The organism is Zobellella endophytica (assembly GCF_003012775.1).
GTDB classification, from domain to species: Bacteria; Pseudomonadota; Gammaproteobacteria; order Enterobacterales; family Aeromonadaceae; genus Oceanimonas; species Oceanimonas endophytica.
Map to the genome: position 1 here is coordinate 82,161 of NZ_PXYG01000004.1, position 21,058 is coordinate 103,218.

Genomic DNA, 21,058 nt, shown 5'->3' on the forward strand with positions numbered 1-21,058 from the left:
GAGGCCCGTCGACGGCTCAAGCATTATCGGAAGAGGCCCTGACGATCAGCTCGGGAGTGGGGCCACGGACGATATCCGGGGCTTCCTTGCCGTTGATGTGCGCCAGCAGCAGGGAAATGGCCCGGGCCGACACTTCTTCCAGGTGCAGGTTGACCGCGGTCAGCGGCGGCTGGCATTTCTGCGCCCGCAGGCCATCGTAGCGGGTCACCACCTTCACCTCTTCCGGCACCCGGCGGCCGGCCTGCCGCAGCGCCCGGATGGCGCCCACGGCGAAGGCATCCACCGGGGCGCAGATGGCGTCCAGCGACGGGTGCTCGGCCAGCAGCCGGCGGCAGGCCTCGGCGCCGGCCTCTTCGCCGCCGGCTTCCTCGGCCTTGGCGATCAGGCAGGGCAGGCCGCGGGCGGTGGTGAAGTCGCGGTAGGCCTGCTCCACGTCCACGTAGGAGTGGCGCCGCTGCTGGCCGATCAGCAGGGCGATGTGGCGGGCCCCCTGGGCCGCCAGGTGTTCCAGCAACAGCCGGCCGGTGGCCCCGGCTTGCAGGTCCACATAGGGCAGGGGGGGATCCGCCTCCGGCTGGCGGCCGATGGACACCACCGTGATGCCGCGCCGCCGCAGCTGGGTGACCTGGGGATCCTGGGCCACCGGCTCGATGATGATGGCGCCGTCCACGTCCAGCTCGTCCAGCAGCCCCCTGGCTTCCGCCAGCGGCGGCACCAGCACCAGGGCCAGGCCCTGCTTCAGCGCCGCCTCCGCCGCGGTGGCGGCGATTTCCATCATAAAGCCCAGGCGGGAGGCTCCGCCGGCCACCGCGAAAGGCATGGAGGAGAGCAGGGCGATGGAGTTGGTACGGCCGGTGCGCAGGCGCTGGGCCCGCAGGTTGGGGCTGTAGCCCAGCAGGCGGGCCACGTCCTTGACCCGGGCCCGGGTCTGGGGATCCACCTGCCCCCGGTCGTTGAGGGCGTGGGAGACGGTGGTGCGGGACACGCCCGCCGCCTCGGCGACATCGGCGATGGTGAGGCGGCGCGGGCCGCCGTGTTTGGCTGAACTCATGGGGCCTCTGGGGGCTTATCGCGTATGCCGTCGAGTATACCTCCGGCCCCGGCCGGGACCAAATCGATTCGGGTACCGGCCCCGTCTCGACCGGTCTGGTGAAAAAACCGGCTTGACAGGGAACGGAACCTGAAATAACTTTTAACCAAATCGATTTGGGTTTGTCGGTTAAGCGACCAAATCGATTCATCTCTGGAAACACTGGCGAGAGATGGGGAACCCGCACCGGACATGATGGCGACGGGTTGTTTTTATCTCATCACCCAAATCGATTTTGGTGGTGGGCACAAGGAGCCGCCGGTACCCGCTGCCGGCGGCATATGGATGCAAGGAGAATATCATGTCGGAAGTACACAAGGACGTCACCGCCCCGGTCGACGAAAAGCTGCCCCTGAAGACGCTGCTGGCGTTCGGATTGCAGCATGTATTGGTGATGGCGGCCTCGCCCATCGCCTCGGTGTTCCTGATGGCCACGGCGCTGGATTTTCCCCCGGAGCTGACCATCAACCTGCTGAGCGCCACCTTCATCATCTGCGGTATCGGCACCCTGCTGCAGTCCATCGGCTGGCGCGGCTTCGGCGCCCGGCTGCCGTTCATCATGCTGCCGGGCGGCGCGCCCATAGTGCTGTTCATCCTCATCGCCCAGCAGACCGACGTGGCCACCGCCTCGGGGGCGGTGATCCTGACGGCGCTGTTCTATTTCCTGGTGTTGCCCGTGTTCAAGAAGTTTTTGCGCTTCTTCCCCTCGGTGGTGGTGGGCACCATGCTGTTGCTGGTGGCCATCAACCTGGTGAAGATCTCGGGCTTCCTGATCGTCGGCAAGCCCGGCACCGAGGGCTTCGCCGCCCCGCTCAACCTGCTGCTGGCCTTCGCCACCATCGGCTTCACCGTGTTGTTCGCCCGGGTGCTGAGCGGCATGATGGGCCAGCTGGCGATCCTGCTGGGCCTGCTGGGCGGCACCCTGATGGCGGTGCTGTTCGGCGCCTTCCATGTCGAGCACCTGTCGTTGTTTCCTCTGTTCAGCCTGCCGTCGCTGCTGCCCTTCGGCATGCCCAAGTTCGATCTGCTGGCCTCGCTGCCGCTGATGATCTTCTGCATCATCTCCATGGTGGAGGCCACCGGCCAGACCATCGCCATCGGCGAGGTGGTGGACAAGAAGCTGGACCCGGAGAACGACGTGGCCAAGACCATCCGCGGCGACGCCGCCGTGTCCCTGCTCGGCGGCCTGTTCGGCACCTCGCTGATCATTACCAGCGGCGAGAACATCGGCGTGGTGCGGGCCACCGGCATCCGCTCCCGCTACGTCACCCTGGTCTCCGGCCTGATGCTGATCCTGTTCGCCCTGCTCGCGCCCCTGGCGCGGGTGATCCACGGCGTGCCCGAGGCGGTGGTCGGCGGTACCGGCCTGGTGGTGTTCGCCATCGTCGGCACCATGGGCATCGACATGCTGCGGCGGGTCGATCTGCGCCAGCACGCCAACATGTATGTGGTGTCGGTGGCGCTGGCGGTGGGCCTGTTCCCGATACTGGTGCCCGGCGTCTACAGCCAGTTCCCCTCCGGGCTGGCCTCCCTGCTGGGCAACGGTGTCGCCATGGGCGCCATCACCGCCGCCCTGATGAATGCCCTGTTCCACTACCTGGGCAAGGGGCCGGCGCCGGTCGCCGCGGCCGAAGACCACTCCCGGCTGCAGAGCCGCTGATCTACCCGGGCAGGCCCCGCGGCCTGCCCCAGCCAATAAAAGGACCATCATGAAGACGCAACTCAATCCCTCCCAGTTCGAACAACGCTGCCTGCTGGCGCCCGACTGGCTGCTGCTGGCGGACGGCCCGGTGCGGGAGCACGCCATCCTGCTGGACGGCGAGCGCTTCGGCGCCGTCGGTCCCCTGGCCGAGCTGCAGGCGGCCCACCCGGAGCTGGCGGTGACCGCCCTGCCCGGCAAGCTGATCATGCCCGGCTTCGTCGATACCCACCACCACCTGACCCAGGCCTTCGGCAAGGCGCTGGTGTTCGGCGAGCCGTCGGAGATCTTCCGCCGGGTGTGGGTGCCCATGGAATCCGGCCTGAGCCCGGACATCCTCTACCTGACCGCCAAGCTGGCGGCGCTGGAGGCCCTGCGCGGCGGCTTCACCACCGTCTGCGACGCCGGTACCCGGGCCAGCGAGGGGCTGGACGCTATCGCCCGCGCCACCACCGAGGCGGGACTGCGTTGCGTGCTGGGGCTGGTGTGCAACGACAAGCGCGGCAGCGAGGAGCTGGCGCCCGGGCCCATACTGGCGCGGGCCGAGCAACATATCGCCGGCTGGCAGGGCCAGCCGCTGGTGACCCCCTCGCTGGCCGTGCCCATCCCGGAGATCGCCACCGATGCCATGCTGCACCGGGTGTCGGCGCTCTGCGCCGAGGCCGGCATCCTGTTCCAGACCCACGTCAACGAACACCTGGTGGCGGTGGAGCGCTCCCTGGAGCAGCGCGGCCTGCGTCCGGTGGAGCACCTGCACCGGGCCGGGGCCCTGGGGCCCCAGGCGCTGCTCGCCCACGCCACCCTGCTCACCCCCGACGAGCTGATGATGCTGCGCGACTCCGACAGCGCGGTCAGCTACAACCCGGTGGCCAGCGCCTGGAAAGGCAACGCCGTGGCCCAGGCCCAGCTGATGCACAGCCTGGGGATCCGCCTCGGCCTGGGTACCGACGGCACCCGCAGCGACGGTTTCCGGCTGCTGGATTACGCCGAGGCGGCCCAGCGTTTCGCCTTCGGCCTGGCGGTGGGGGACTCCTCCTGCGGCGGCGGCTGGCCCTGGCTGGAGCAGGGCACCCGCGGCGGGGCCAGGGTGCTGGGGCTGAACACCGGCGAGATCGCGCCCGGCCGGGCGGCCGACTTCCTGCTGGTGGACCTGGAGGTGCCCGAGCTGCTGCCGTCCTGGGATCTGTGCTGGGAGCTGGTGCGGCTGGCCAACCGGGATCAGATCCTGGGGGTGTTCGTGGCCGGCCGCCTGCGGCTGTGGCAGGGCTGGCCGCTGGACTGGGACGCCCAGGCCCTGATGCGGGAGGTGGACGAGCACGCCAAGGCGGTGGTGGCGCGGGCGCCGATCCAGAAAATCCATCCCGACTCGGGCCAGCATCGGCGGCAGTGGGAGGCGGCACGCCCGGGCCCCGGCGGACGCGCGTCATGAGCCCGGATGTTTTCGCCTGGATCGCCCTGGCGGTGGCGGCGGGCGCCTTTGTCCAGGGTGCCACCGGCATGGGCTTCGCCCTGGTGGTGGCACCGGTGCTGGGGTTGTTGGCGCCGGCGTTGCTGCCGATCAGCCTGCTGGTGCTGATGTTGCCGCTCAATGCCCTGATCGCCTGGCGGGAGCGCCACGCCATCGACTTGCGGGGCACCAAGTGGATATCCCTGGGCCGGGTGCTGGGCACCTTCGGCGGGCTCTGGGTGTTGGTGGTGCTGCCTGTAAACCAGCTCAACATCCTGATCGGGGTGTCCACCATAGCGGCGGTGCTGGTCAGCTGGCTGGCGCCGGCCTTTGCACCAGGGCGCAAGGCCTTCGTGTCCACCGGGGTGATCACCGGCATCACCGAAACCGCCACCGGCATCGGCGGGCCGCCCCTGGCCCTGGTGTACCAGCATATGCCGGTGGCGACCCTGCGCGCCTCGGTGGCCCTGTGTTTTTTGATCGGCGAGCTGGTCTCGCTGCTGGTGCTGGCGCTCGACGGCCGGCTGCAGGCCGAACTGCTGCTGCCGGTGGGCTGGATGTTGCCGGCGCTGGCGGCGGGGCTGATCCTGAGCCAGTTGGTGCACCGCACCATCAACGCCCGTTTCCTGCGCCAGTTCGTGCTGGTGTTCGCCCTGGTGTCGGGCGTCCTGGTGCTGTGGCAGTAAGATGAAAGGCCTTGCCCGACGGGCAAGGCCGTTGCGGTCCGCAGCGTCGGCTAACTGGGCCTTTACTCTGCGGTTGTCACTCCCGCTCGGCGCTGGCGGTGAGCAGGGCGGCCCTTTCCGCGGGGCTGATAAAGGCCATCTGCAGGGCGTTTTCCTGGCACTGGCGGGTCTGGGCGGCACTGAGGCCGGCGCGGGCCGCGGCATCGGTGTATTCGTGGCGCAGCTCTATACCTTCCACCGCCGGATCGTCGGTGTTGAGGCAGGCGAGCACGCCTTTTGCCAGGAAGCGGTGGATGGGATGGGCGGCGATATCCGCCACCGTGCTGGTCTGCAGGTTGGAGGTGAGGCAGGATTCGATGCCGATGCGGCGTTCGGCCAGGTAGTCGAGCAGGCGTTCGTCCTCCACCGCCTTGACGCCGTGACCGATACGCTCGGCGCCGAGCTGGCGAATGGCCTGCCAGATGCTGTCGCTGCCGGCCGCCTCGCCGGCATGCACCGTGATGTGCAGGCCGGCGTCCCGCACCCGTTTGAAGTGGTCGTTGAACAGTTCGCCGGGAAAGCCCAGCTCGTCACCGGCCAGATCCATCGCCACCAGTTTGTCCTGGTGGGCCAGGCAGGCGGCCAGCTCCCGCTCGCAGGCGGCCTGGCCGAAGGTGCGGCTCATGATGCCGATCAGTTTCACCGGAATGCCGAAGTCGCGCTGGCCAGCGGCCACCCCGTCGATCACCGCTTCCACCACCCCCTGGGGATCCAGGTTATGGCTCATGGCCATGTAGCCGGGGCTGAAGCGCAGCTCGGCATAATCGATGCCGGCGGTCTGCAGATCCTCGACGTTCTCGTAGGCGACCCGGCGGCAGGCGTCGTAGTCGCCCAGCACCTTGACGCCCCAGTCCAGCTTGGCGAGGAAGGACACCAGGTCCGGGGCGTTGTCCAGCACCTGCACATGGGGGCGTAGCCCTTCCAGGGTGGTGGCGGGCAGCACCATGTTGAAGGCCTGGCCCAGATCGAGAATAGTGGCGGGCCTGATGTTGCCGTCCAGGTGGCGGTGCAGGTCGAGCAGGGGCAGGCTGGGATCTATCATGGTGTCTTCCTTTATCTGGTCTGGACCCTTGCCGATGCCCGAAGGGCGGCCATCGGCAAGGGTTAACGGGGATTAACTGAATGCTAATCCTCTACCAGGCTGTCGTCACCATGCAACTCTTTTAACTTCCGGGTCAAGGTATTGCGGCCCCAGCCCAGCAGCCGGGCCGCCTCCTGCTTGTGGCCCTGGGTGTGGGTGAGGGCGCAGTCGAGCAGGATGCGTTCGAACTCGGGCTGGGCGTCGGCCAGCAGATCCTGCTTGCCCTTGGCCAGGGATTGCTGGGCCCAGTCCTTCAGCGCCTGGCGCCAGTCCTGGCTGCCGCCGTCCTTTTCCTTTTCCCGCTCCTTCTGCATCAGCTCCGGCGGCAGGTCGGCGATCAGCACTTCCTGGCCCGAGGCCATCACCGTCAGCCAGCGGCAGACGTTTTCCAGCTGGCGCACGTTGCCGGGCCAGGACAGGGACTGCAGATACACCTGGGTGTCCGGGTGCAGGCTCTTGGCCTCCACCGCCAGCTCCTTGGCGGCCCGGGCCAGGAAGTGGCGGGCCAGCTTGGGCACGTCCTCGCGGCGGTCTTTCAGCGCCGGCATATGGATGCGGATCACGTTGAGCCGGTGGAACAGATCCTCGCGGAAGTCGCCATCCTCCACCTTCTTCTCCAGATCCTGGTGGGTGGCGGCGATGATGCGCACGTCCACCTTGATCGGCTGGTGGCCGCCCACCCGGTAGAACTGGCCGTCGGCCAGCACCCGCAGCAGCCGGGTCTGGATATCCAGCGGCATGTCGCCGATCTCGTCGAGGAAGAGGGTGCCGCCGTCGGCCTGTTCGAAGCGGCCCTGGCGCACGCTGTTGGCGCCGGTGAAGGCGCCCTTCTCGTGGCCGAACAGTTCCGATTCGATCAGATCCTTGGGGATGGCCGCCATGTTCAGCGCGATAAAGGGATTCCGGGCGCGGGGGCTGTGCTTGTGCAGGGCGTGGGCCACCAGCTCCTTGCCGGTGCCGCTCTGGCCGTTGATCAGCACTGAGATGGAGGAACGGGCCAGCCGGCCGATGGCGCGGAACACCTCCTGCATCGCCTGGGCCTCGCCGATGATCTCGGGGGTGTTGAGGGACTCGGGCGCCAGGCTGCGGCCCTTGCTCCTGCTCTCCTTGATGTGGGCCACGGCCCGCTGCACCAGGGCCACGGCGTCGTCGATATCGAACGGCTTGGGCAGGTACTCGAAGGCGCCGTGCTGGTAGGCGCTGACCGCGCTGTCCAGATCCGAGTGGGCGGTCATGATGATGATCGGCAGTTGCGGGGCCTGCTTGTGGATGGCGTTGAGCAGGGTCAGGCCATCCATGCCGCCCATGCGGATATCGGATACCACCACGCTCGGCTTGCCCTGGGGCAGCGCCGCCAGCACGCTTTCTCCGTCGGCAAAACTGTGGCAGCGGAAGCCCGCCTGGCCCAGTGCCCGCTCCAATACCCAGCGGATAGAGCTGTCGTCATCGACTATCCATACCAGTTCAGCCATAAACTTCTCCTATCGTCGTAACGGCAGATAGATAATAAATTCGGTACGCCCGGGGCGGCTTTGGCTCTCGATGCGCCCCTTGTGTTGATGGATCAGGTCCTGGGCGATGGAGAGGCCCAGGCCGGTGCCGCCTTCCCGGCCGGTCACCATGGGGTAGAACAGGGTGTCGCGCAGCTGCTCGGGGATGCCGGGGCCGTCGTCGATGATGCGGATCTCGGCCGCCAGCCGGTAACGGCGGCCCTGCAGCATTACCTGAAAGGCGGTGCGGGTCCGGATCTGGATATGACCCCTGTCGCCCAGCGCCTCGGCGGCGTTGCGCACTATGTTGAGGAAGGCCTGCTGCAGCTGCTCCGGATCCATCTCGAAATCCGGGATGCTGGGGTCGTAGTCGCGGCTCAGCTTGATGTCCTGGGGGATTTCCATCGCCACCAGCTGGCGCACCTGCTCCAGCACCGAGTGCAGGTTGGTAACCTGGCGCAGGCCGGGGCGCTGCGGGCCGAGCAGCCGGTCCACCAGGTTGCGCAGCCGGTCCGCCTGGGCGATGATCAGTTGGGTAAACTCCTTGAGGTCTTCCTGGGCCAGCTCCCGCTCCAGCAGCTGCGCCGCACCGCGCAGGCCGCCGAGCGGATTCTTGATCTCGTGGGCCAGGCCGCGCACCAGCTCGCGGGCGGCTTGCTGCTGGGCCCGTTGTTGCAGCTCCTGGCTGATTTTCTTTTGCTGATCGATAAGCCGCAGCTCGATCAGCGCCCGGGTTTTTCCCTCCAGGATAAAAGGCGTGACGCTGACATCGACCCAGCGCGGTGCGCCGTCGATCACCAGTTGCACCTCGCTGTCGGTAAAGCCCTGCTCGGACTCGATGCAGCGCTGGATACGCCGGGTATCCAGTGAAATATCCTCCACTATCTGATCGAGCTGGGCTTCCTGCAGCCGGCGCTTGCTCAGGGTGAGCAACTGCTCGGCGGCGGTATTGGCGAAATGTACCAGCAGGTTGCCGTCCACCACCAGTACGGCGGTGAGCAGATTGTCGATGATCGCCTTGGTGGTGATCTGGGATTCCAACACCGTTTGCCCCCTTTATGGCATTTGCACCACTATGGTGCACTTATTCTACCACCTCCCGGGTGGGCTCTGCCGCCTTATGGTGCGCTGTGCGCGGCCTGCTCCGCCTGGGTGCGGTGTAGAGAAAAGGTTATCGCCTTAGACTCTGCAAGAAGCTTGCCGTCTTTACCCAGCAGTTTCACCACGGCGTGATAATCGCCCGGCGGCGGGCGATTAAGTGTCATTTGGGTGTTATTTTCGGCTTGCGCCACCGGCTGGCCATCCAGCCAGAGCTGCAAGCGGAAACTGGCCGGCCGCGGCTCCAGCTCTGCACTGAAAACGAGCAGTCCCGGCATGCCCGGGGAGGACGAGGGCGGCGGCAGGCGGAGCCGGTAACCGAACAACGGTGCCGGAGGCCGGGCCGGCACTGGCCCGGGAGAGGGGACGAGGGACGCGGAACGGGTGGGGAGCGCCGCCGGGTCGGGCGGGGCGGGACGATCGGAATAATGGACGGTGCCGGTCTCGTCCTGCCACTGATAAAGCGTGTCGGCGGCCACCGGTAATGTCGCCAGCAGCAGCCAGTAATGATAGCGCATGGTTCCCGTCCGAATGACGCACCCCTTTAAAGCATAGTGAAAGGCACAGGGCCGGGAAAATAACTTGCCGGATATTGTTAGCAAGAGCATAATTAGCATGCTAACTAATTGGGAGGTAGCCATGAAAACCTTGGGGATGGCGCTGGCCAGCCTGGTACGGCAGTGGCGCGCGGTCAACGACGAACGACTCAAGCCGCTGGGACTGACCCAGAGCCGGTGGATCACTCTGTCTCACCTCAAACAGGAAGACGGGGTGTTGCAGCATCAACTGGCGCGCAGCGTGGGGGTGGAGAATCCCTCCATGGTCCGCACCCTGGACGGGCTGGAGCGGCAGGGACTGATCGAGCGCCGGCCCTGCAGTGAGGACCGGCGGGCCAAGCGGGTCCATCTGACGGCGGCGGCCCGGCCCTTGTTGGCACAGATGGAACTGATCCTGGACGACTCCCGTCGCCAGATCCTGGCCGGCCTGAGTGAGGAGCAGCTCGGCGTGTTTTGCCAGGTCATGGAACAGATTCACGATAACCTGCAAGGAATGAGCGGGCCTAAAGAATAACAGCTTGCTGAGGTACAAATGACACCCGAACAAAGTTTCACCCGCTGGGTCCGCCGGGCCCTGTGCGCTTTTATCCTGCTATTTGCCTACTTTGTGATTGCCGACAGCTACATGCCGATGACCCCGGAGGCCCGTATCCAGCGGCACGTGGTGCCGGTGGCGGCGCAGGTGTCCGCCCTGGTCAGTCGCATCCACGTGGAAAACAACCAGCATGTCAGTCGTGGCCAGTTGCTGTTCGAGCTGGATGACAGCGACTACCGGCTGGCCCTGCAGCAGGCCGAACTCGGCTTGCGTCAGGCGCGCACGGCGCAGAAGCAGGCCGAGGCGGCCTTGGCCGAAGCCGTGGCCGCCGCCCGCCAGGCCGGGCTCAATGCGGACGAGCTGCAGCGGGAAGCCGGGCGCATCGTCCGCTTGCACCAAAATGGACATATGTCCCAACAACGGCTGGAACAGGCTCGGGTCGAGGCCGAGTCGGCCGGGGTGGCCCGGCTGGCGGCCGATGCGCGCCGGCAGGAGGCCGAGCAGTCGCTGCGGGCGGCCGGGATCGAGGTGGAACGGGCCGGGACGGCGCGGGAGCAGGCCGCGCTCGCGCTGTCCCGCACCCGCATCCATGCCGCCGCGGACGGGCGGGTGGGCAACCTGCAGCTGCAACAGGGCAACTATGCGGCCGCCGGCCAGGCGCTGCTGGCGCTGATTTCCGATCAGGCCTGGGTGACGGCGGATCTGCGGGAAAAGAGCCTGCGCCACGTGCAGGCCGGCACGGCGGTGGACATCGTGTTCGATGCGCTGCCGGGCCGGGTCTTTGCCGGCCACATCACCAGCATCGACGTGGGGGTGCGGGAAGGCCAGCAGGCCGCCGACGGCCAGTTGGCCCAGCCGGTGAATTCCGATCGCTGGGTGCGGGATGCCCAGCGCCTGCGCACCCACATCACCCTGGATGAAGAATGGCCGCCGCTGGCCACCGGGGCCCGCGCCACGGTGCAGCTGTATCCTTCCGCTAATCCGCTGCTGCACGGCCTGGCGGCCACCCAGGCCTGGCTGGTCAGCCAGCTGCGCTACCTGTACTGAGGCGCGCCATGGAACTGAGCCAAGACCGGCTTCGGCTGTGCCTGCGCATCGCCCTCGGCAGCAGCGCCGGGATGCTGGTGGCCAAAATGATGAACTGGAATTTCGGCGTCTTCTTCACCGTCTACCCCATGCTGCTGCTGGGCATGGTGCCGGTGCTGAACCGCTTCGTGGTGCTGCAGTTCGTCGGCTCCGCGCTGCTGACCTCGCTGGAGATCATGCTGCTGCCGGGCCTGCTCGGCCACTGGCCGCCGGCCTATACGGTGGTGGTGTTCTGCCTCTTCCTGGGGCGTTTCTTCCTGATGGCCAGGGGACCGCTGATGCTGTTCGGCGCCTCGGGCTGCGTCAGCCTGAGCATCATGCTGCACTTCGCCAGCTACCGGCAGTTCGATCTGGCGGACATGGCGATGAGCAACATCATGGCCTCGGTGCTGTCGGTGGCGCTGGCCTATGTGGCCTATGCCCTGCTGCCCAACCGGGAGCCGCCCCGGGCCAGGGCCCTGCCGGAAAAGAGCGCCAACCTCATCCGCCACCAGGCCCTGCTGGGCGCCCTGGTGGCGACCGGCAGCTTCGTGGTGTTCCAGACGGTGGATCTGGTGGATTCGCTGTCGGCCCAGGTGGCGACGGTGCTGGTGCTGTTTCCCATGAGCTTCGCCGGCGCGGTGCAGTCCGGGCGGCAGCGCTGCATCGGCACCTTGCTCGGCTGTGCCCTGGGGCTGTTGTTCCAGCTGCTGCTCTACAGCCACTACCACAACCTGCTGCTGCTGACCCTGGCGTTCTGGATCTGCGTGATGCTGTTCGCCCGGCTGCATGCGAAGGAGGGGTTGCCCGGGGTGGGCTTCGCCGGCCTGACCACGGTGGGCATACTGTTCGGCCAGTATGTGACCCCGGAGCACGATCTGGTGTTCAGCGCCCTCTACCGGCTGAGTTCGATGACGGTGGCGATACTGCTGACCCTGTGCTGCATCTATCTGGTGCACAAGCTGTTGAACCTGTTTCCCGCCACCCGCCACCAGGTTCTATGAGCCGTAAGCGGAAAGCTTGAAGCTGGAAGTAAAAACAAAAAAGGCCCGGTTTCCCGGGCCTTTTCACTTCTGGCTTCTAGCTTATCGCTTCAAGCTTAGACGGAGTAGTACAGATCGAATTCCAGCGGGTGAGTCGCCATGTTGATGATTTCGGTTTCTTTACGCTTGAGCTTGATGTAAGCGTCGATGAAATCGTCGCTGAACACGCCGCCACGGGTCAGGAACTCGCGATCCTTGTCCAGGCAATCCAGGGCGTTGTCCAGGGACACGGCCACGGTCGGGATCTCGGCGGCTTCTTCGGCCGGCAGATCGTACAGGTCCTTGTCCATGGCATCGCCCGGGTGGATCTTGTTCTGGATACCGTCCAGACCGGCCATCAGCAGGGCTGAGAAGGCCAGGTAGGGGTTGGCGGCCGGATCCGGGAAGCGGGTCTCGATGCGGCGGGCCTTGGGTGAACCGACCAGCGGGATGCGGATGGAAGCGGAACGGTTACGGGCGGAGTAGGCCAGCATGACCGGGGCTTCGAAACCGGGCACCAGACGCTTGTAGGAGTTGGTGGACGGGTTGGTGATGGCGTTCAGGGCTCGGGCGTGCTTGATGATACCGCCGATGTAGTACAGGGCCAGCTCGGACAGGCCACCGTACAGGTCGCCGGCGAACAGGTTTTCACCGTTCTTGGCCAGGGACTGGTGCACGTGCATACCGGAGCCGTTGTCGCCGACCAGCGGCTTGGGCATGAAGGTCGCGGTCTTGTTGAAGGCGTGGGCGACGTTGTGAACCACGTACTTGTAGATCTGGATTTCATCGGCTTTCAGGGTCAGGGTATTGAATTTGCAAGCAATTTCGTTCTGACCAGCGGTGGCCACCTCGTGGTGGTGAGCTTCAACCACCAGGCCCATCTCTTCCATGATCAGACACATGGCGGAACGGATGTCGTGGGCGGAATCGACCGGGGCAACCGGGAAGTAGCCGCCCTTCACGCCCGGACGGTGGGCCTTGTTACCTTCTTCGTAGTCGCGGCCGGAGTTCCACTTGGCTTCTACGTCATCGATCTTGAAGAAGCTGCCGGACATGTCGGTGTGGAAGCGCACGTCATCGAACATGAAGAATTCGGGCTCGGGACCGATCAGCACGGTGTCGGCGATGCCGGTGGACACCAGGTATTCCTCGGCGCGACGGGCGATGGAGCGCGGGTCACGGTCGTAGCCCTGCATGGTGGACGGCTCGAGCACGTCGCAACGGATGTTCAGGGTGGCGTCTTCGGTGAAGGGGTCCATCACCGCGGTAGAAGGATCGGGCATCAGCACCATGTCGGATTCGTTGATGGTCTTCCAGCCGCCGATGGAGGAGCCATCGAACATTTTGCCATCTTCGAAGAAATCTTCATTGATCTGGTTGACCGGCAAGGTAACGTGCTGCTCTTTACCTTTGGTATCGGTAAAACGCATATCGACGAATTTGACATCGTGTTCCTTGATCATGGCCAGTACGTTTTCTGCTGACATCGGTGTCGACCTCCAAAATTAATTATCCTAGGGTCTGATGAACAAATTCATCAGTTGCCAAAATATAAAGCGAGAACTGTGCCAGGTTGCCAAATGCTTGTCACACTTGTGTTTTACCTTGGTGCATTAGCGCCAATTCGAGGCAATATGCACAATGTTGGTGCATCTATGGATCTTTTTGGTGCATCCCGGCACCGGCGCAGATCATCATGGTGCATCCCGGGTCGCTTTGGAAGCCGCCGGCAGTAATTTTCGATTGTGCTAGGCAGATCCGGGGTGGCCGAGTAAAATGACCGACCATTTTTTACCCACCCCGGTATTTTTGAGGCAGGAATGTTAGAAAATTTACGTAATATCGCCATCATCGCCCACGTTGACCATGGCAAGACCACCCTGGTGGACAAGCTGTTGCAGCAGTCCGGCACACTGGAAACCCGTGGTGAAGCCGAAGAGCGGGTCATGGATTCCAACGATCTGGAGCGGGAGCGCGGCATTACCATTCTTGCCAAGAACACCGCCATTCGCTGGACTTCTCCCGAAGGTCAGGAATACCGCATCAACATCGTCGACACCCCCGGACACGCCGACTTCGGTGGTGAGGTAGAGCGGGTAATGTCGATGGTGGACTCGGTGCTGCTGCTGGTGGACGCCCAGGAAGGGCCCATGCCGCAGACCCGCTTCGTGACCCAGAAGGCGTTCGCCCAGGGCCTGAAGCCGATCGTGGTGATCAACAAGGTGGACAAGCCCGGCGCCCGTGCCGACTGGGTGATGGATCAGGTGTTTGACCTGTTCGACAACCTGGGCGCCACCGATGAGCAGCTCGATTTCCAGGTCGTTTATGCCTCCGGTCTGAACGGTTGGGCCTCCCTCGATGCCGATACCCCGGCCGAGGACATGACCGCCCTGTTCCAGACCATAGTGGATCAGGTAGCGGCGCCGGATGCGGATCTGGAAGGGCCGCTGCAGATGCAGATCTCCCAGCTCGACTACTCCTCCTACGTGGGCGTGATCGGCATCGGCCGCATCAAGCGCGGCACCGTCAGGGTCAACCAGCAGGTCACCGTGGTGGGTGCCGACGGCAAGACCCGCAACGGCAAGATCGGCCAGGTCATGGGTTACCTGGGCCTCAAGCGCCACGAAGTGACCGAGGGCAACGCCGGCGATATCGTGGCCATCACCGGCCTGGGCGAGCTCAAAATCTCCGATACCGTCTGCGCCGCGGGCGCGGTCGAGGCCCTGCCGCCGTTGTCGGTGGACGAGCCCACCGTGACCATGACCTTCCAGGTCAACACCTCGCCCTTCGCCGGCCAGGACGGCAAGTACGTGACGTCCCGCAACATTCTCGAACGACTGACCCAGGAGCTGGTGCACAACGTGGCGCTGCGGGTGGAAGAAACCGGCGATCCCGACAAGTTCCGCGTGTCCGGCCGGGGTGAGCTGCACCTGGGCATCCTGATCGAAAACATGCGTCGGGAAGGCTTCGAGCTGGCGGTGTCCCGCCCCGAGGTGATCCTGAAGGAAGAAGACGGCGTCAAGATGGAGCCCTTCGAGAACCTGACCGTGGACGTGGAAGAAGGCAGCCAGGGTTCGGTGATGGAGAAACTGGGCGAGCGCAAGGCCGAGATGAGGGACATGGTACCGGACGGCAAGGGCCGGGTACGCATCGACTTCATGATCCCGGCGCGTGGCCTGATCGGCTTCCAGACCGAGTTCATGACCCTGACCTCCGGTTCCGGCCTGATGTACCACAGCTTCGATCATTACGGTCCGCACAAGGGTGGCAACATCGGCCAGCGCAATAACGGCGTGTTGATCTCCAACGGCAAGGGCAAGGCCCTGGCCTACGCCCTGTTCAACCTGCAGGAGCGCGGCCGTCTCTTTATCGAGCACGCCACCGAGGTGTACGAAGGCATGGTGATCGGTATTCACAACCGTTCCAACGACCTGACCGTCAACTGCCTCAAGGGCAAGCAGCTGACCAACATCCGTGCCGCCGGCACCGATGAGGCGCTGACCCTGGTGCCGCCGATCAAGATGACCCTGGAGCAGGCCCTGGAGTTTATCGACGACGACGAGCTGGTGGAAGTGACCCCCAACCACATCCGCATCCGCAAGCGCCTGCTGACCGAAAACGAGCGCAAGCGCGCCGGCCGGGCATAAGCCTTGATGCCATGACGAAAGGGCGCTTCGGCGCCCTTTTTGTTGACCCGGCCTTCTCCTCCAGTACAGCCCTGACATATCCGACTGGCACTGCCCCCGCCTGATTTGCCACAATAACGTTTCACTTGAGCGAAGCAGGATCCCCTATGAGCAAGGTTCTCGCGCGCATTGCGCATCGCCTGAACTTTATCCGTGACCATGGCCTGGACTTCGGCCGTTTCGTATTGAAGCGGGCGCAGCAGGATCGGTTGACGGTGACCGCCGGCTACCTGGCCTACATCACCTTGTTGTCACTGGTGCCGATGATCGCCGTGGTGTTCGCCATGATGTCGGCCTTTCCGATGTTTGCCGACATCCGCGATACCATTCAGCACTTCGTGTTCACCAACTTCGTGCCGGCCGCCGGCGACGTGGTGCAGCAGCATATCCAGGGCTTTGTCGACAACGCCTCCAGAATGACGGCGGTGGGGGTGGCGGCGCTGGCGGTGACCGCCATGCTGCTGATCTCGGCCATCGATCAGAACTTCAACCATATCTGGCGGGTCAGCCAGAAACGGCGCTGGTCGGTGGCCTTTTCCACCTACTGGATGATCCTGACCCTGGGCCCCATCCTGGCCGGGGCCAGCCTGGCGATGAGCTCTTATGTCACCTCCATGCGCATCTTCCAGGGGGACAGCTTCTTCGGCGTCGGCGCCCTGCTGCTGAGCCTGCTGCCCTTTATCCTGTCGACGCTGATGTTCGTGGTGTTTTACATGGTGGTGCCCAATACCCGGGTGCGCTTCAGCCACGCCATCTGCGGCGCCCTGGTGGCGGCCCTGCTGTTCGAGCTGGCCAAACGCGGTTTTGCCTTTTACATCACCCAGTTTCCATCCTATGAAGCCATCTACGGCGCCCTGGCCACGGTGCCCATCCTGTTCGTCTGGGTATACCTGAGCTGGCTGGTGGCGCTGCTGGGGGCGGAGCTCACCGCCAGCCTGGGCGACTATGAACACAGTCACGGGCTAAGCTTTAAGGCAGACCCATCCGACCCGGCAGAGGACCAGTCCTGATGCGCACCCTGTTTCCGACCATCGCCGCCAACCGGCAGCAATGGCTGCAGGTGTCCGACCGACACCGGCTCTATGTAGAACAAAGCGGCAACCCGCTGGGCATTCCGGTGGTGCTGGTGCACGGCGGGCCCGGTGCCGGCACCGGGCCCGAGCACCGGCGCTTCTTCAACCCCGAGGTCTACCGCATCATCCTGTTCGACCAGCGCGGGGCCGGTCAGTCGGAGCCCCACGCGGAACTGGCCGAAAACCATACCCAGGCGCTGATCGCCGACATGGAGCTGATCCGCGAGGCCCTGGGGGTGGAGCGCTGGCTGGTGTTCGGCGGCTCCTGGGGCGCGACCCTGGCCCTGTGCTATGCCATCGCCCACCCGGGGCGGGTGCTGGGGCTGGTATTGCGCGGCCTGTTCCTGGGACGGGCGGAGGATCTGCACTGGCTGTACCAGCCGGAAGGAGGGGCGGCCCAGCTGTTTCCCGATTATTACCGGGACTTTCTCGCGCCGCTGGAGGGCGATGCCCATCACCTGCTGAGCCGCTACTACCGGCTGCTGACCAGCGCCAACGAGCTGGCCCGGCTGAACGCCGCCCGGGCCTGGGCCATCTGGGAGGGACGCATCGCCACCCTGCTGCCCCGGCTCGACGCCGAGGCCCATTACGGTGAAGCCCACAGCGCCCTGGCCTTGGCCCGCATCGAGTGCCACTATTTTGTAAATAATTGTTTTATCGATGAAAATTACATCATCCGCCAACTGGATAACATCCGCCACCTGCCGGCGGTGCTGGTGCATGGCCGCTACGATGCCATCTGCAAGCCCGCCGCGGCCTGTGACCTCGCCGCCCAGTGGCCGGCGCTCCGGTTGCAAATCGTGCCGGGCGCCGGACATTCGGCCTTCGAACCGGGTATCATAGACGCCCTGATCAAAGCGACCGAACAGATGGCAAAGGAGATAGCACCGGCATGATAGCCCTGATCCAGAGAGTTACCGACGCTGCGGTGACCGTGGCCGGCGAGCGGGTGGGCGCCATCGGCCCCGGCCTGCTGGTGCTGCTGGGGGTGGAGCGGGACGACGACCAGGCCAGGGCCGACAAGCTGCTGAACAAGGTGCTGGGCTACCGGGTGTTCGCCGATGATGATGGCAAGATGAACCTCAACCTGCGCCAGGCCGGCGGTAGCCTGCTGGTGGTGTCCCAGTTCACCCTGGCGGCAGACACCAACAGCGGCCTGCGGCCGAGTTTTTCCCGCGGGGCTGTCCCGGCCGATGCCGAACGCTGGTATGATTACTTCGTGATGGCGGCCCGGGATCAGGGCATCACCACCGAGAGCGGGCGCTTTGCCGCCGACATGCAGGTGGCCCTGACCAACGACGGCCCTGTGACCTTCTGGCTGCAGGTGTGACCCGCGCCGTACCGTATCTTGACCCGCCACATGGTTCTCCGCCGCGTCTGGCGGCAGGATGTTCATAAATAATCATAACAGGAGCAGACCATGTATCGTGTGGTCACCCCGCAAACGGAAGCGGAACTCGAAGCCTACTACCTGCTGCGCTGGCAGCTGCTGCGCAAGCCCTGGCAGCAGCCCCGGGGCTCGGAGCGGGACGAATTCGACGAATATGCCCACCATCGGATGATGGTGGATAAAGACGGCAAGCTGGTGGCCGTGGGGCGGCTCTACGTGAGCGGCGACGAGGCCCAGATCCGCTTTATGGCGGTGGTGCCGGAATGCCGCGACAAGGGCATGGGCTCGCGCATGGTGCAGGCGCTGGAGCAGGTGGCCCGCCAGCAGGGCGTGCGCCGGCTGGTGATGAATGCCCGGGAAGAGGCGGTGGCGTTTTACAGCCGCTGCGGCTTTACCGTGGTGGGCGAGGGTCCGATCAGCTTCGGCAAGATACCGCACCGGCAGATGATCAAGGCGCTGACCCCCATCCACCAGATCCGTCACTGCCCCGAGCTGTGCGACGAGCTGCAGCGCCAGTGGCACAGGCGCATCCCCATCAGCGAGAAGATGGGTATCAAGATCACCCAGTACACCGGCACCAAATTCAAGACCCGGGCCAACCTGACCGCCAACCTCAACCTGCACGAGTCGATGTTCGCCGGCAGCATTTACAGCCAGTGCGTGCTCACCGGCTGGGGTCTGATCTGGCTGCAGATGCAGGAATACGGGGTAACCGGCGACATCGTGCAGGGCAGCGGCGAGATCAAGTACCTGACCCCGGTGTGGGACGAGCCCACCGCCGAGGTGCAGGGCCGGCTGCGCGAGCAGCTGCTGCCGCTGAAGGAAGGGGAAAGGGTCAAGGTGGAGCTCAATGTCACCCTCTACAGCGGGGACGCCAAGGCCGCCACCTTTACCGGCCGCTATGTGATACTGCCGCACTAAAGCCGGGCCACCATATAGGGTCGACTTCAGTCGACCAAAACATAGCATCGGTGTTGGGATGGCCCATTGAAATGGGCCCTTCTTTTACGGCTCCCGTGGCAGGTTGCGTACCGCCTCGGCCAGCCGGCCGGGCAGGCCAGCGGCGGGATAGGGCACGGGCCCCTGGTACCAGGGCTGGCAGGGCTCGGCCAGGGCCGGCTGGTGCAGCCGTAATCGGGGCGCCCGCCAGCTGTCCGTCAGACGGACGGCGAGCTCCCGGCAGCCCTGATCGTTGATCGCCCCCAGCTCCAGTTCCCAGCCTCCGGCGAAATCCAGGGTGCCACGCATCGCCAGCAGGTGGCGCACGCTTTGTACCGCGCTGCCGTCCAGCCGCCATGCTCCCCCGGCCACCGGGCCCTGCAGTTCGGCCCGGTAGAGAAAGGCGTCGGCCCCGTCCAGATCGAGGGCCGCCAGGGCGGGGTCGACCTGTTTGGGCTGGGGGTACTCTTCCCGCAGCCGGTTTTTCAGCCAGTCATCCAGTGCCAGCCGCTCGATGAACAGATCTCGACCGCTGAGCGCCAGGCTGCCTGCCCAGCTGGCCGGTTGCCACGGCTCGCCGGCGAGCCCGGCGCGGATATCCAGGGTGCCGGAAAAGCCGCGCTCCACCCTCAGCCAGTTGCTGAGCCGGCGCAATTCCAGCGCTTCTCCCTCGAGCTGTAACCGGCCCTGATGGGGCGGATAGAGTCCCAGGCTGCCGCTGAGGCGGACCCGGCCTTCCAGCGCCTCGCTGTCCAGTTCGTCCAGCAGCAGCAGGGTGTCGTTCAGGCGGGCGCTGAACTGGCCCTGGCGGGCGATCAGGCTGTCGTAGGCCAGCTCGCTCCAGCGACCCTCCAGCCGGGCCTGATCGCTGAGCGGGCGCCACTGATCGGCGGACCAGGCCAGGTCGGCGACAAACAACTGGCCACCGAGCAGCGACAGGGGCAGCGCCGGATCCAGGGACAGCAGCTCGCCCTGGCCCAGGTTGAGCTTGTGAATGCGGACATCCGGCACCGGCCAGTTCATGTCGGGTAGCCATTCCAGCTTGTTGCCCAGCAGCTGCAGGTTGTCGATATCCAGCCGGCCCTGTTGCGGGTACCAGCTCAGTTCGGTTTCGATGCTGCCCTGGTAGGCCTTGCCCCTGAGGGCGAGCCCCAGCCGCTCCCGGCTGCCGGTCAGTTGGGCCTGGTGCGCGTCGAGCCGCAGCCAGTCCATGACCGCCTCTTCCGCCTGCCACTCGCCCCGGGCCTCGGGCAGCCCCTGGCCCTGCCATTCCACATAGCGGAAGTTGCCGTCGATGCCGTTGGCGGTGAGCCAGGGGCTGGTCAGGCTCAGATCTTCCAGGCGGGCGCGGTTGAGCAGCAGGGTCCAGCCCTCGGCCAGGGCGGGCGCGCGGTCAAACTGCAGCCGGTTGTGACTAAAGCGGGGGGCGTTCAGCACCAGTTCCCGCGCCGGCAGATCCAGGGTCAGGCCGCTGTCGAACAGGCCGCCGAACAATCGGCTCTGCACCCGCTCCAGCACCAGTTGTCGCTGGCTGAGGCGGCCCTCCAGGCTGATCTGGGACATTTCGAGCCAGGGGTGGGACAGCTGGCGCACCTGGCCGTCGAGGCGCAGGTCGGACCACCACTGCCAGTCGCCGTCCTGACGGGGCTGCCAGTCGCGCAGGGTCAGGCTGGCGCCCTGGGCTTCCCAGCCGTCCCAGGCGAGGGTGAGGTTCTTGGTATTGAGTTCGGCCACGGTGATATTGGCCAGGTTGTCCGGCAGCGCCAGTTCGGCATTCCGGTCGAGGTGCAGGTAACCGTCGATGATATCCAGCACGGCGACCCGGGTCTGCCCGGCCAGGGGCGAGAGTTGCTCGAGCTCCAGGTACAGCTGGCGGGCCCGGAACCAGTCACCCAGGCGCACGTCTTCCGCCAGCAGGGTGTAGGGATGCAGCGGGTTGAATTCCAGCTTGCCGATGGCGAGATCCAGCTCGGTGTGTTCGTTGAGCCAGCCCAGCACCGGCTTTTTCAGCTGGTTGGCATCAAACAGGCTGAGCAGCAGCCAGCCGCCGGCGACCAGCACCAGCAATAACACCAGTAGATATCTGGCCAGCTTTTTCATGCAACATCCCTTTAAAATCCGAGGCTTGTATCATACATAGCTTGGCCTTGGGCGGGAACAC

At 65.2% G+C, this 21,058-nt stretch carries 18 protein-coding genes; 11 read left to right on the forward strand and 7 right to left on the reverse strand.

Going from position 1 to position 21,058, the window contains the following annotated elements; translation table 11 throughout:
• Positions 1 to 16: 16 nt before the first annotated feature.
• The gene (locus C7H85_RS10930) at positions 17 to 1,051 is read right to left on the reverse strand and encodes a substrate-binding domain-containing protein (RefSeq protein WP_106729744.1); all 1,035 of its coding nucleotides are present in this window, start codon (positions 1,049 to 1,051) and stop codon (positions 17 to 19) included.
• Between the two features lie 340 nt (positions 1,052 to 1,391).
• On the opposite strand from C7H85_RS10930, the gene C7H85_RS10935 reads away from it, so the two are divergent.
• The 3 genes from C7H85_RS10935 to C7H85_RS10945 are packed head-to-tail and all read left to right on the forward strand — an operon-like array spanning position 1,392 to position 4,922.
• A complete protein-coding gene (locus C7H85_RS10935) occupies positions 1,392 to 2,750 on the forward strand; it encodes a uracil-xanthine permease family protein (RefSeq protein WP_106729745.1) in 1,359 nt (452 codons plus the stop codon).
• Between the two features lie 49 nt (positions 2,751 to 2,799).
• Positions 2,800 to 4,218: an amidohydrolase family protein gene (locus C7H85_RS10940; protein ID WP_106729746.1), complete on the forward strand. Its 1,419-nt coding sequence runs from the start codon at positions 2,800 to 2,802 to the stop codon at positions 4,216 to 4,218.
• Positions 4,215 to 4,922 (forward strand): sulfite exporter TauE/SafE family protein, encoded by a 708-nt coding sequence (locus C7H85_RS10945; RefSeq protein ID WP_106729747.1) that lies wholly within the window; start codon positions 4,215 to 4,217, stop codon positions 4,920 to 4,922. Before C7H85_RS10940 ends, C7H85_RS10945 begins: the two co-directional genes overlap by 4 nt.
• Positions 4,923 to 4,998: 76 nt before the next feature.
• On the opposite strand, the gene add is transcribed toward C7H85_RS10945, so the two are convergent.
• From add to C7H85_RS10965, 4 genes are all read right to left on the reverse strand, one after another.
• Positions 4,999 to 6,003, reverse strand: coding sequence for an adenosine deaminase (gene add, locus C7H85_RS10950; protein ID WP_106729748.1), 1,005 nt, complete (start codon positions 6,001 to 6,003; stop codon positions 4,999 to 5,001).
• 83 nt (positions 6,004 to 6,086) lie between these two features.
• On the reverse strand, positions 6,087 to 7,514 hold the full coding sequence (gene glnG / locus C7H85_RS10955; protein WP_106729749.1) for a nitrogen regulation protein NR(I): 1,428 nt from the start codon (positions 7,512 to 7,514) through the stop codon (positions 6,087 to 6,089).
• A 9-nt stretch (positions 7,515 to 7,523) separates the two neighbouring features.
• Positions 7,524 to 8,573, reverse strand: coding sequence for a nitrogen regulation protein NR(II) (gene glnL / locus C7H85_RS10960; protein WP_106729929.1), 1,050 nt, complete (start codon positions 8,571 to 8,573; stop codon positions 7,524 to 7,526).
• A gap of 77 nt (positions 8,574 to 8,650) precedes the next feature.
• Positions 8,651 to 9,148 (reverse strand): DUF4124 domain-containing protein, encoded by a 498-nt coding sequence (locus tag C7H85_RS10965; RefSeq protein WP_158260085.1) that lies wholly within the window; start codon positions 9,146 to 9,148, stop codon positions 8,651 to 8,653.
• Positions 9,149 to 9,269: 121 nt separating this feature from the next.
• Between C7H85_RS10965 and slyA the strand changes: the two genes are divergently transcribed.
• From slyA to C7H85_RS10980, 3 genes are read left to right on the forward strand one after another with little or no spacing between them, the layout of a single operon-like run.
• Positions 9,270 to 9,701, forward strand: a complete 432-nt coding sequence (slyA, locus tag C7H85_RS10970; protein ID WP_106729751.1) for a transcriptional regulator SlyA — start codon at positions 9,270 to 9,272, stop codon at positions 9,699 to 9,701.
• An 18-nt stretch (positions 9,702 to 9,719) separates the two neighbouring features.
• Positions 9,720 to 10,769: an HlyD family secretion protein gene (locus C7H85_RS10975; RefSeq protein WP_106729752.1), complete on the forward strand. Its 1,050-nt coding sequence runs from the start codon at positions 9,720 to 9,722 to the stop codon at positions 10,767 to 10,769.
• A gap of 8 nt (positions 10,770 to 10,777) precedes the next feature.
• Positions 10,778 to 11,791 (forward strand): DUF2955 domain-containing protein, encoded by a 1,014-nt coding sequence (locus C7H85_RS10980; protein ID WP_106729753.1) that lies wholly within the window; start codon positions 10,778 to 10,780, stop codon positions 11,789 to 11,791.
• Positions 11,792 to 11,886: 95 nt separating this feature from the next.
• On the opposite strand, the gene glnA is transcribed toward C7H85_RS10980, so the two are convergent.
• The gene (gene glnA, locus C7H85_RS10985; RefSeq protein ID WP_106729754.1) at positions 11,887 to 13,296 is read right to left on the reverse strand and encodes a glutamate--ammonia ligase; all 1,410 of its coding nucleotides are present in this window, start codon (positions 13,294 to 13,296) and stop codon (positions 11,887 to 11,889) included.
• Between the two features lie 333 nt (positions 13,297 to 13,629).
• Between glnA and typA the strand changes: the two genes are divergently transcribed.
• From typA to C7H85_RS11010, 5 genes are all read left to right on the forward strand, one after another.
• The gene (typA, locus tag C7H85_RS10990; protein WP_106729755.1) at positions 13,630 to 15,456 is read left to right on the forward strand and encodes a translational GTPase TypA; all 1,827 of its coding nucleotides are present in this window, start codon (positions 13,630 to 13,632) and stop codon (positions 15,454 to 15,456) included.
• 146 nt (positions 15,457 to 15,602) lie between these two features.
• On the forward strand, positions 15,603 to 16,505 hold the full coding sequence (locus C7H85_RS10995; protein WP_106729756.1) for a virulence factor BrkB family protein: 903 nt from the start codon (positions 15,603 to 15,605) through the stop codon (positions 16,503 to 16,505).
• Positions 16,505 to 17,464, forward strand: coding sequence for a prolyl aminopeptidase (gene pip / locus C7H85_RS11000; RefSeq protein WP_106729757.1), 960 nt, complete (start codon positions 16,505 to 16,507; stop codon positions 17,462 to 17,464). The genes C7H85_RS10995 and pip overlap by 1 nt, the downstream gene beginning before the upstream one ends.
• Positions 17,461 to 17,898: a D-aminoacyl-tRNA deacylase gene (gene dtd, locus C7H85_RS11005; protein ID WP_106729758.1), complete on the forward strand. Its 438-nt coding sequence runs from the start codon at positions 17,461 to 17,463 to the stop codon at positions 17,896 to 17,898. Before pip ends, dtd begins: the two co-directional genes overlap by 4 nt.
• A 90-nt stretch (positions 17,899 to 17,988) precedes the next feature.
• Positions 17,989 to 18,879, forward strand: a complete 891-nt coding sequence (locus tag C7H85_RS11010; protein WP_106729759.1) for a bifunctional GNAT family N-acetyltransferase/hotdog fold thioesterase — start codon at positions 17,989 to 17,991, stop codon at positions 18,877 to 18,879.
• 84 nt (positions 18,880 to 18,963) lie between these two features.
• Here the strand turns inward: C7H85_RS11010 and C7H85_RS11015 are convergent, their stop codons facing one another.
• Positions 18,964 to 20,997 (reverse strand): AsmA family protein, encoded by a 2,034-nt coding sequence (locus C7H85_RS11015; RefSeq protein ID WP_106729760.1) that lies wholly within the window; start codon positions 20,995 to 20,997, stop codon positions 18,964 to 18,966.
• Positions 20,998 to 21,058: the final 61 nt, after the last annotated feature.

What these genes read in the sequence shown, in the direction of transcription:
- C7H85_RS10975 (WP_106729752.1), top strand. Translation starts at nt 9,720, where the DNA reads ATGACACCCGAACAAAGTTTCACCCGCTGGGTCCGCCGGGCCCTGTGC.
- C7H85_RS10930 (WP_106729744.1), bottom strand. Translation starts at nt 1,051, where the DNA reads ATGAGTTCAGCCAAACACGGCGGCCCGCGCCGCCTCACCATCGCCGAT.
- C7H85_RS11010 (WP_106729759.1), top strand. Translation starts at nt 17,989, where the DNA reads ATGTATCGTGTGGTCACCCCGCAAACGGAAGCGGAACTCGAAGCCTAC.
- C7H85_RS11015 (WP_106729760.1), bottom strand. Translation starts at nt 20,997, where the DNA reads ATGAAAAAGCTGGCCAGATATCTACTGGTGTTATTGCTGGTGCTGGTC.
- dtd (WP_106729758.1), top strand. Translation starts at nt 17,461, where the DNA reads ATGATAGCCCTGATCCAGAGAGTTACCGACGCTGCGGTGACCGTGGCC.
- add (WP_106729748.1), bottom strand. Translation starts at nt 6,003, where the DNA reads ATGATAGATCCCAGCCTGCCCCTGCTCGACCTGCACCGCCACCTGGAC.
- C7H85_RS10935 (WP_106729745.1), top strand. Translation starts at nt 1,392, where the DNA reads ATGTCGGAAGTACACAAGGACGTCACCGCCCCGGTCGACGAAAAGCTG.
- glnG (WP_106729749.1), bottom strand. Translation starts at nt 7,514, where the DNA reads ATGGCTGAACTGGTATGGATAGTCGATGACGACAGCTCTATCCGCTGG.
- C7H85_RS10980 (WP_106729753.1), top strand. Translation starts at nt 10,778, where the DNA reads ATGGAACTGAGCCAAGACCGGCTTCGGCTGTGCCTGCGCATCGCCCTC.
- glnA (WP_106729754.1), bottom strand. Translation starts at nt 13,296, where the DNA reads ATGTCAGCAGAAAACGTACTGGCCATGATCAAGGAACACGATGTCAAA.
- slyA (WP_106729751.1), top strand. Translation starts at nt 9,270, where the DNA reads ATGAAAACCTTGGGGATGGCGCTGGCCAGCCTGGTACGGCAGTGGCGC.
- C7H85_RS10945 (WP_106729747.1), top strand. Translation starts at nt 4,215, where the DNA reads ATGAGCCCGGATGTTTTCGCCTGGATCGCCCTGGCGGTGGCGGCGGGC.
- pip (WP_106729757.1), top strand. Translation starts at nt 16,505, where the DNA reads ATGCGCACCCTGTTTCCGACCATCGCCGCCAACCGGCAGCAATGGCTG.
- C7H85_RS10995 (WP_106729756.1), top strand. Translation starts at nt 15,603, where the DNA reads ATGAGCAAGGTTCTCGCGCGCATTGCGCATCGCCTGAACTTTATCCGT.
- C7H85_RS10940 (WP_106729746.1), top strand. Translation starts at nt 2,800, where the DNA reads ATGAAGACGCAACTCAATCCCTCCCAGTTCGAACAACGCTGCCTGCTG.
- typA (WP_106729755.1), top strand. Translation starts at nt 13,630, where the DNA reads ATGTTAGAAAATTTACGTAATATCGCCATCATCGCCCACGTTGACCAT.
- C7H85_RS10965 (WP_158260085.1), bottom strand. Translation starts at nt 9,148, where the DNA reads ATGCGCTATCATTACTGGCTGCTGCTGGCGACATTACCGGTGGCCGCC.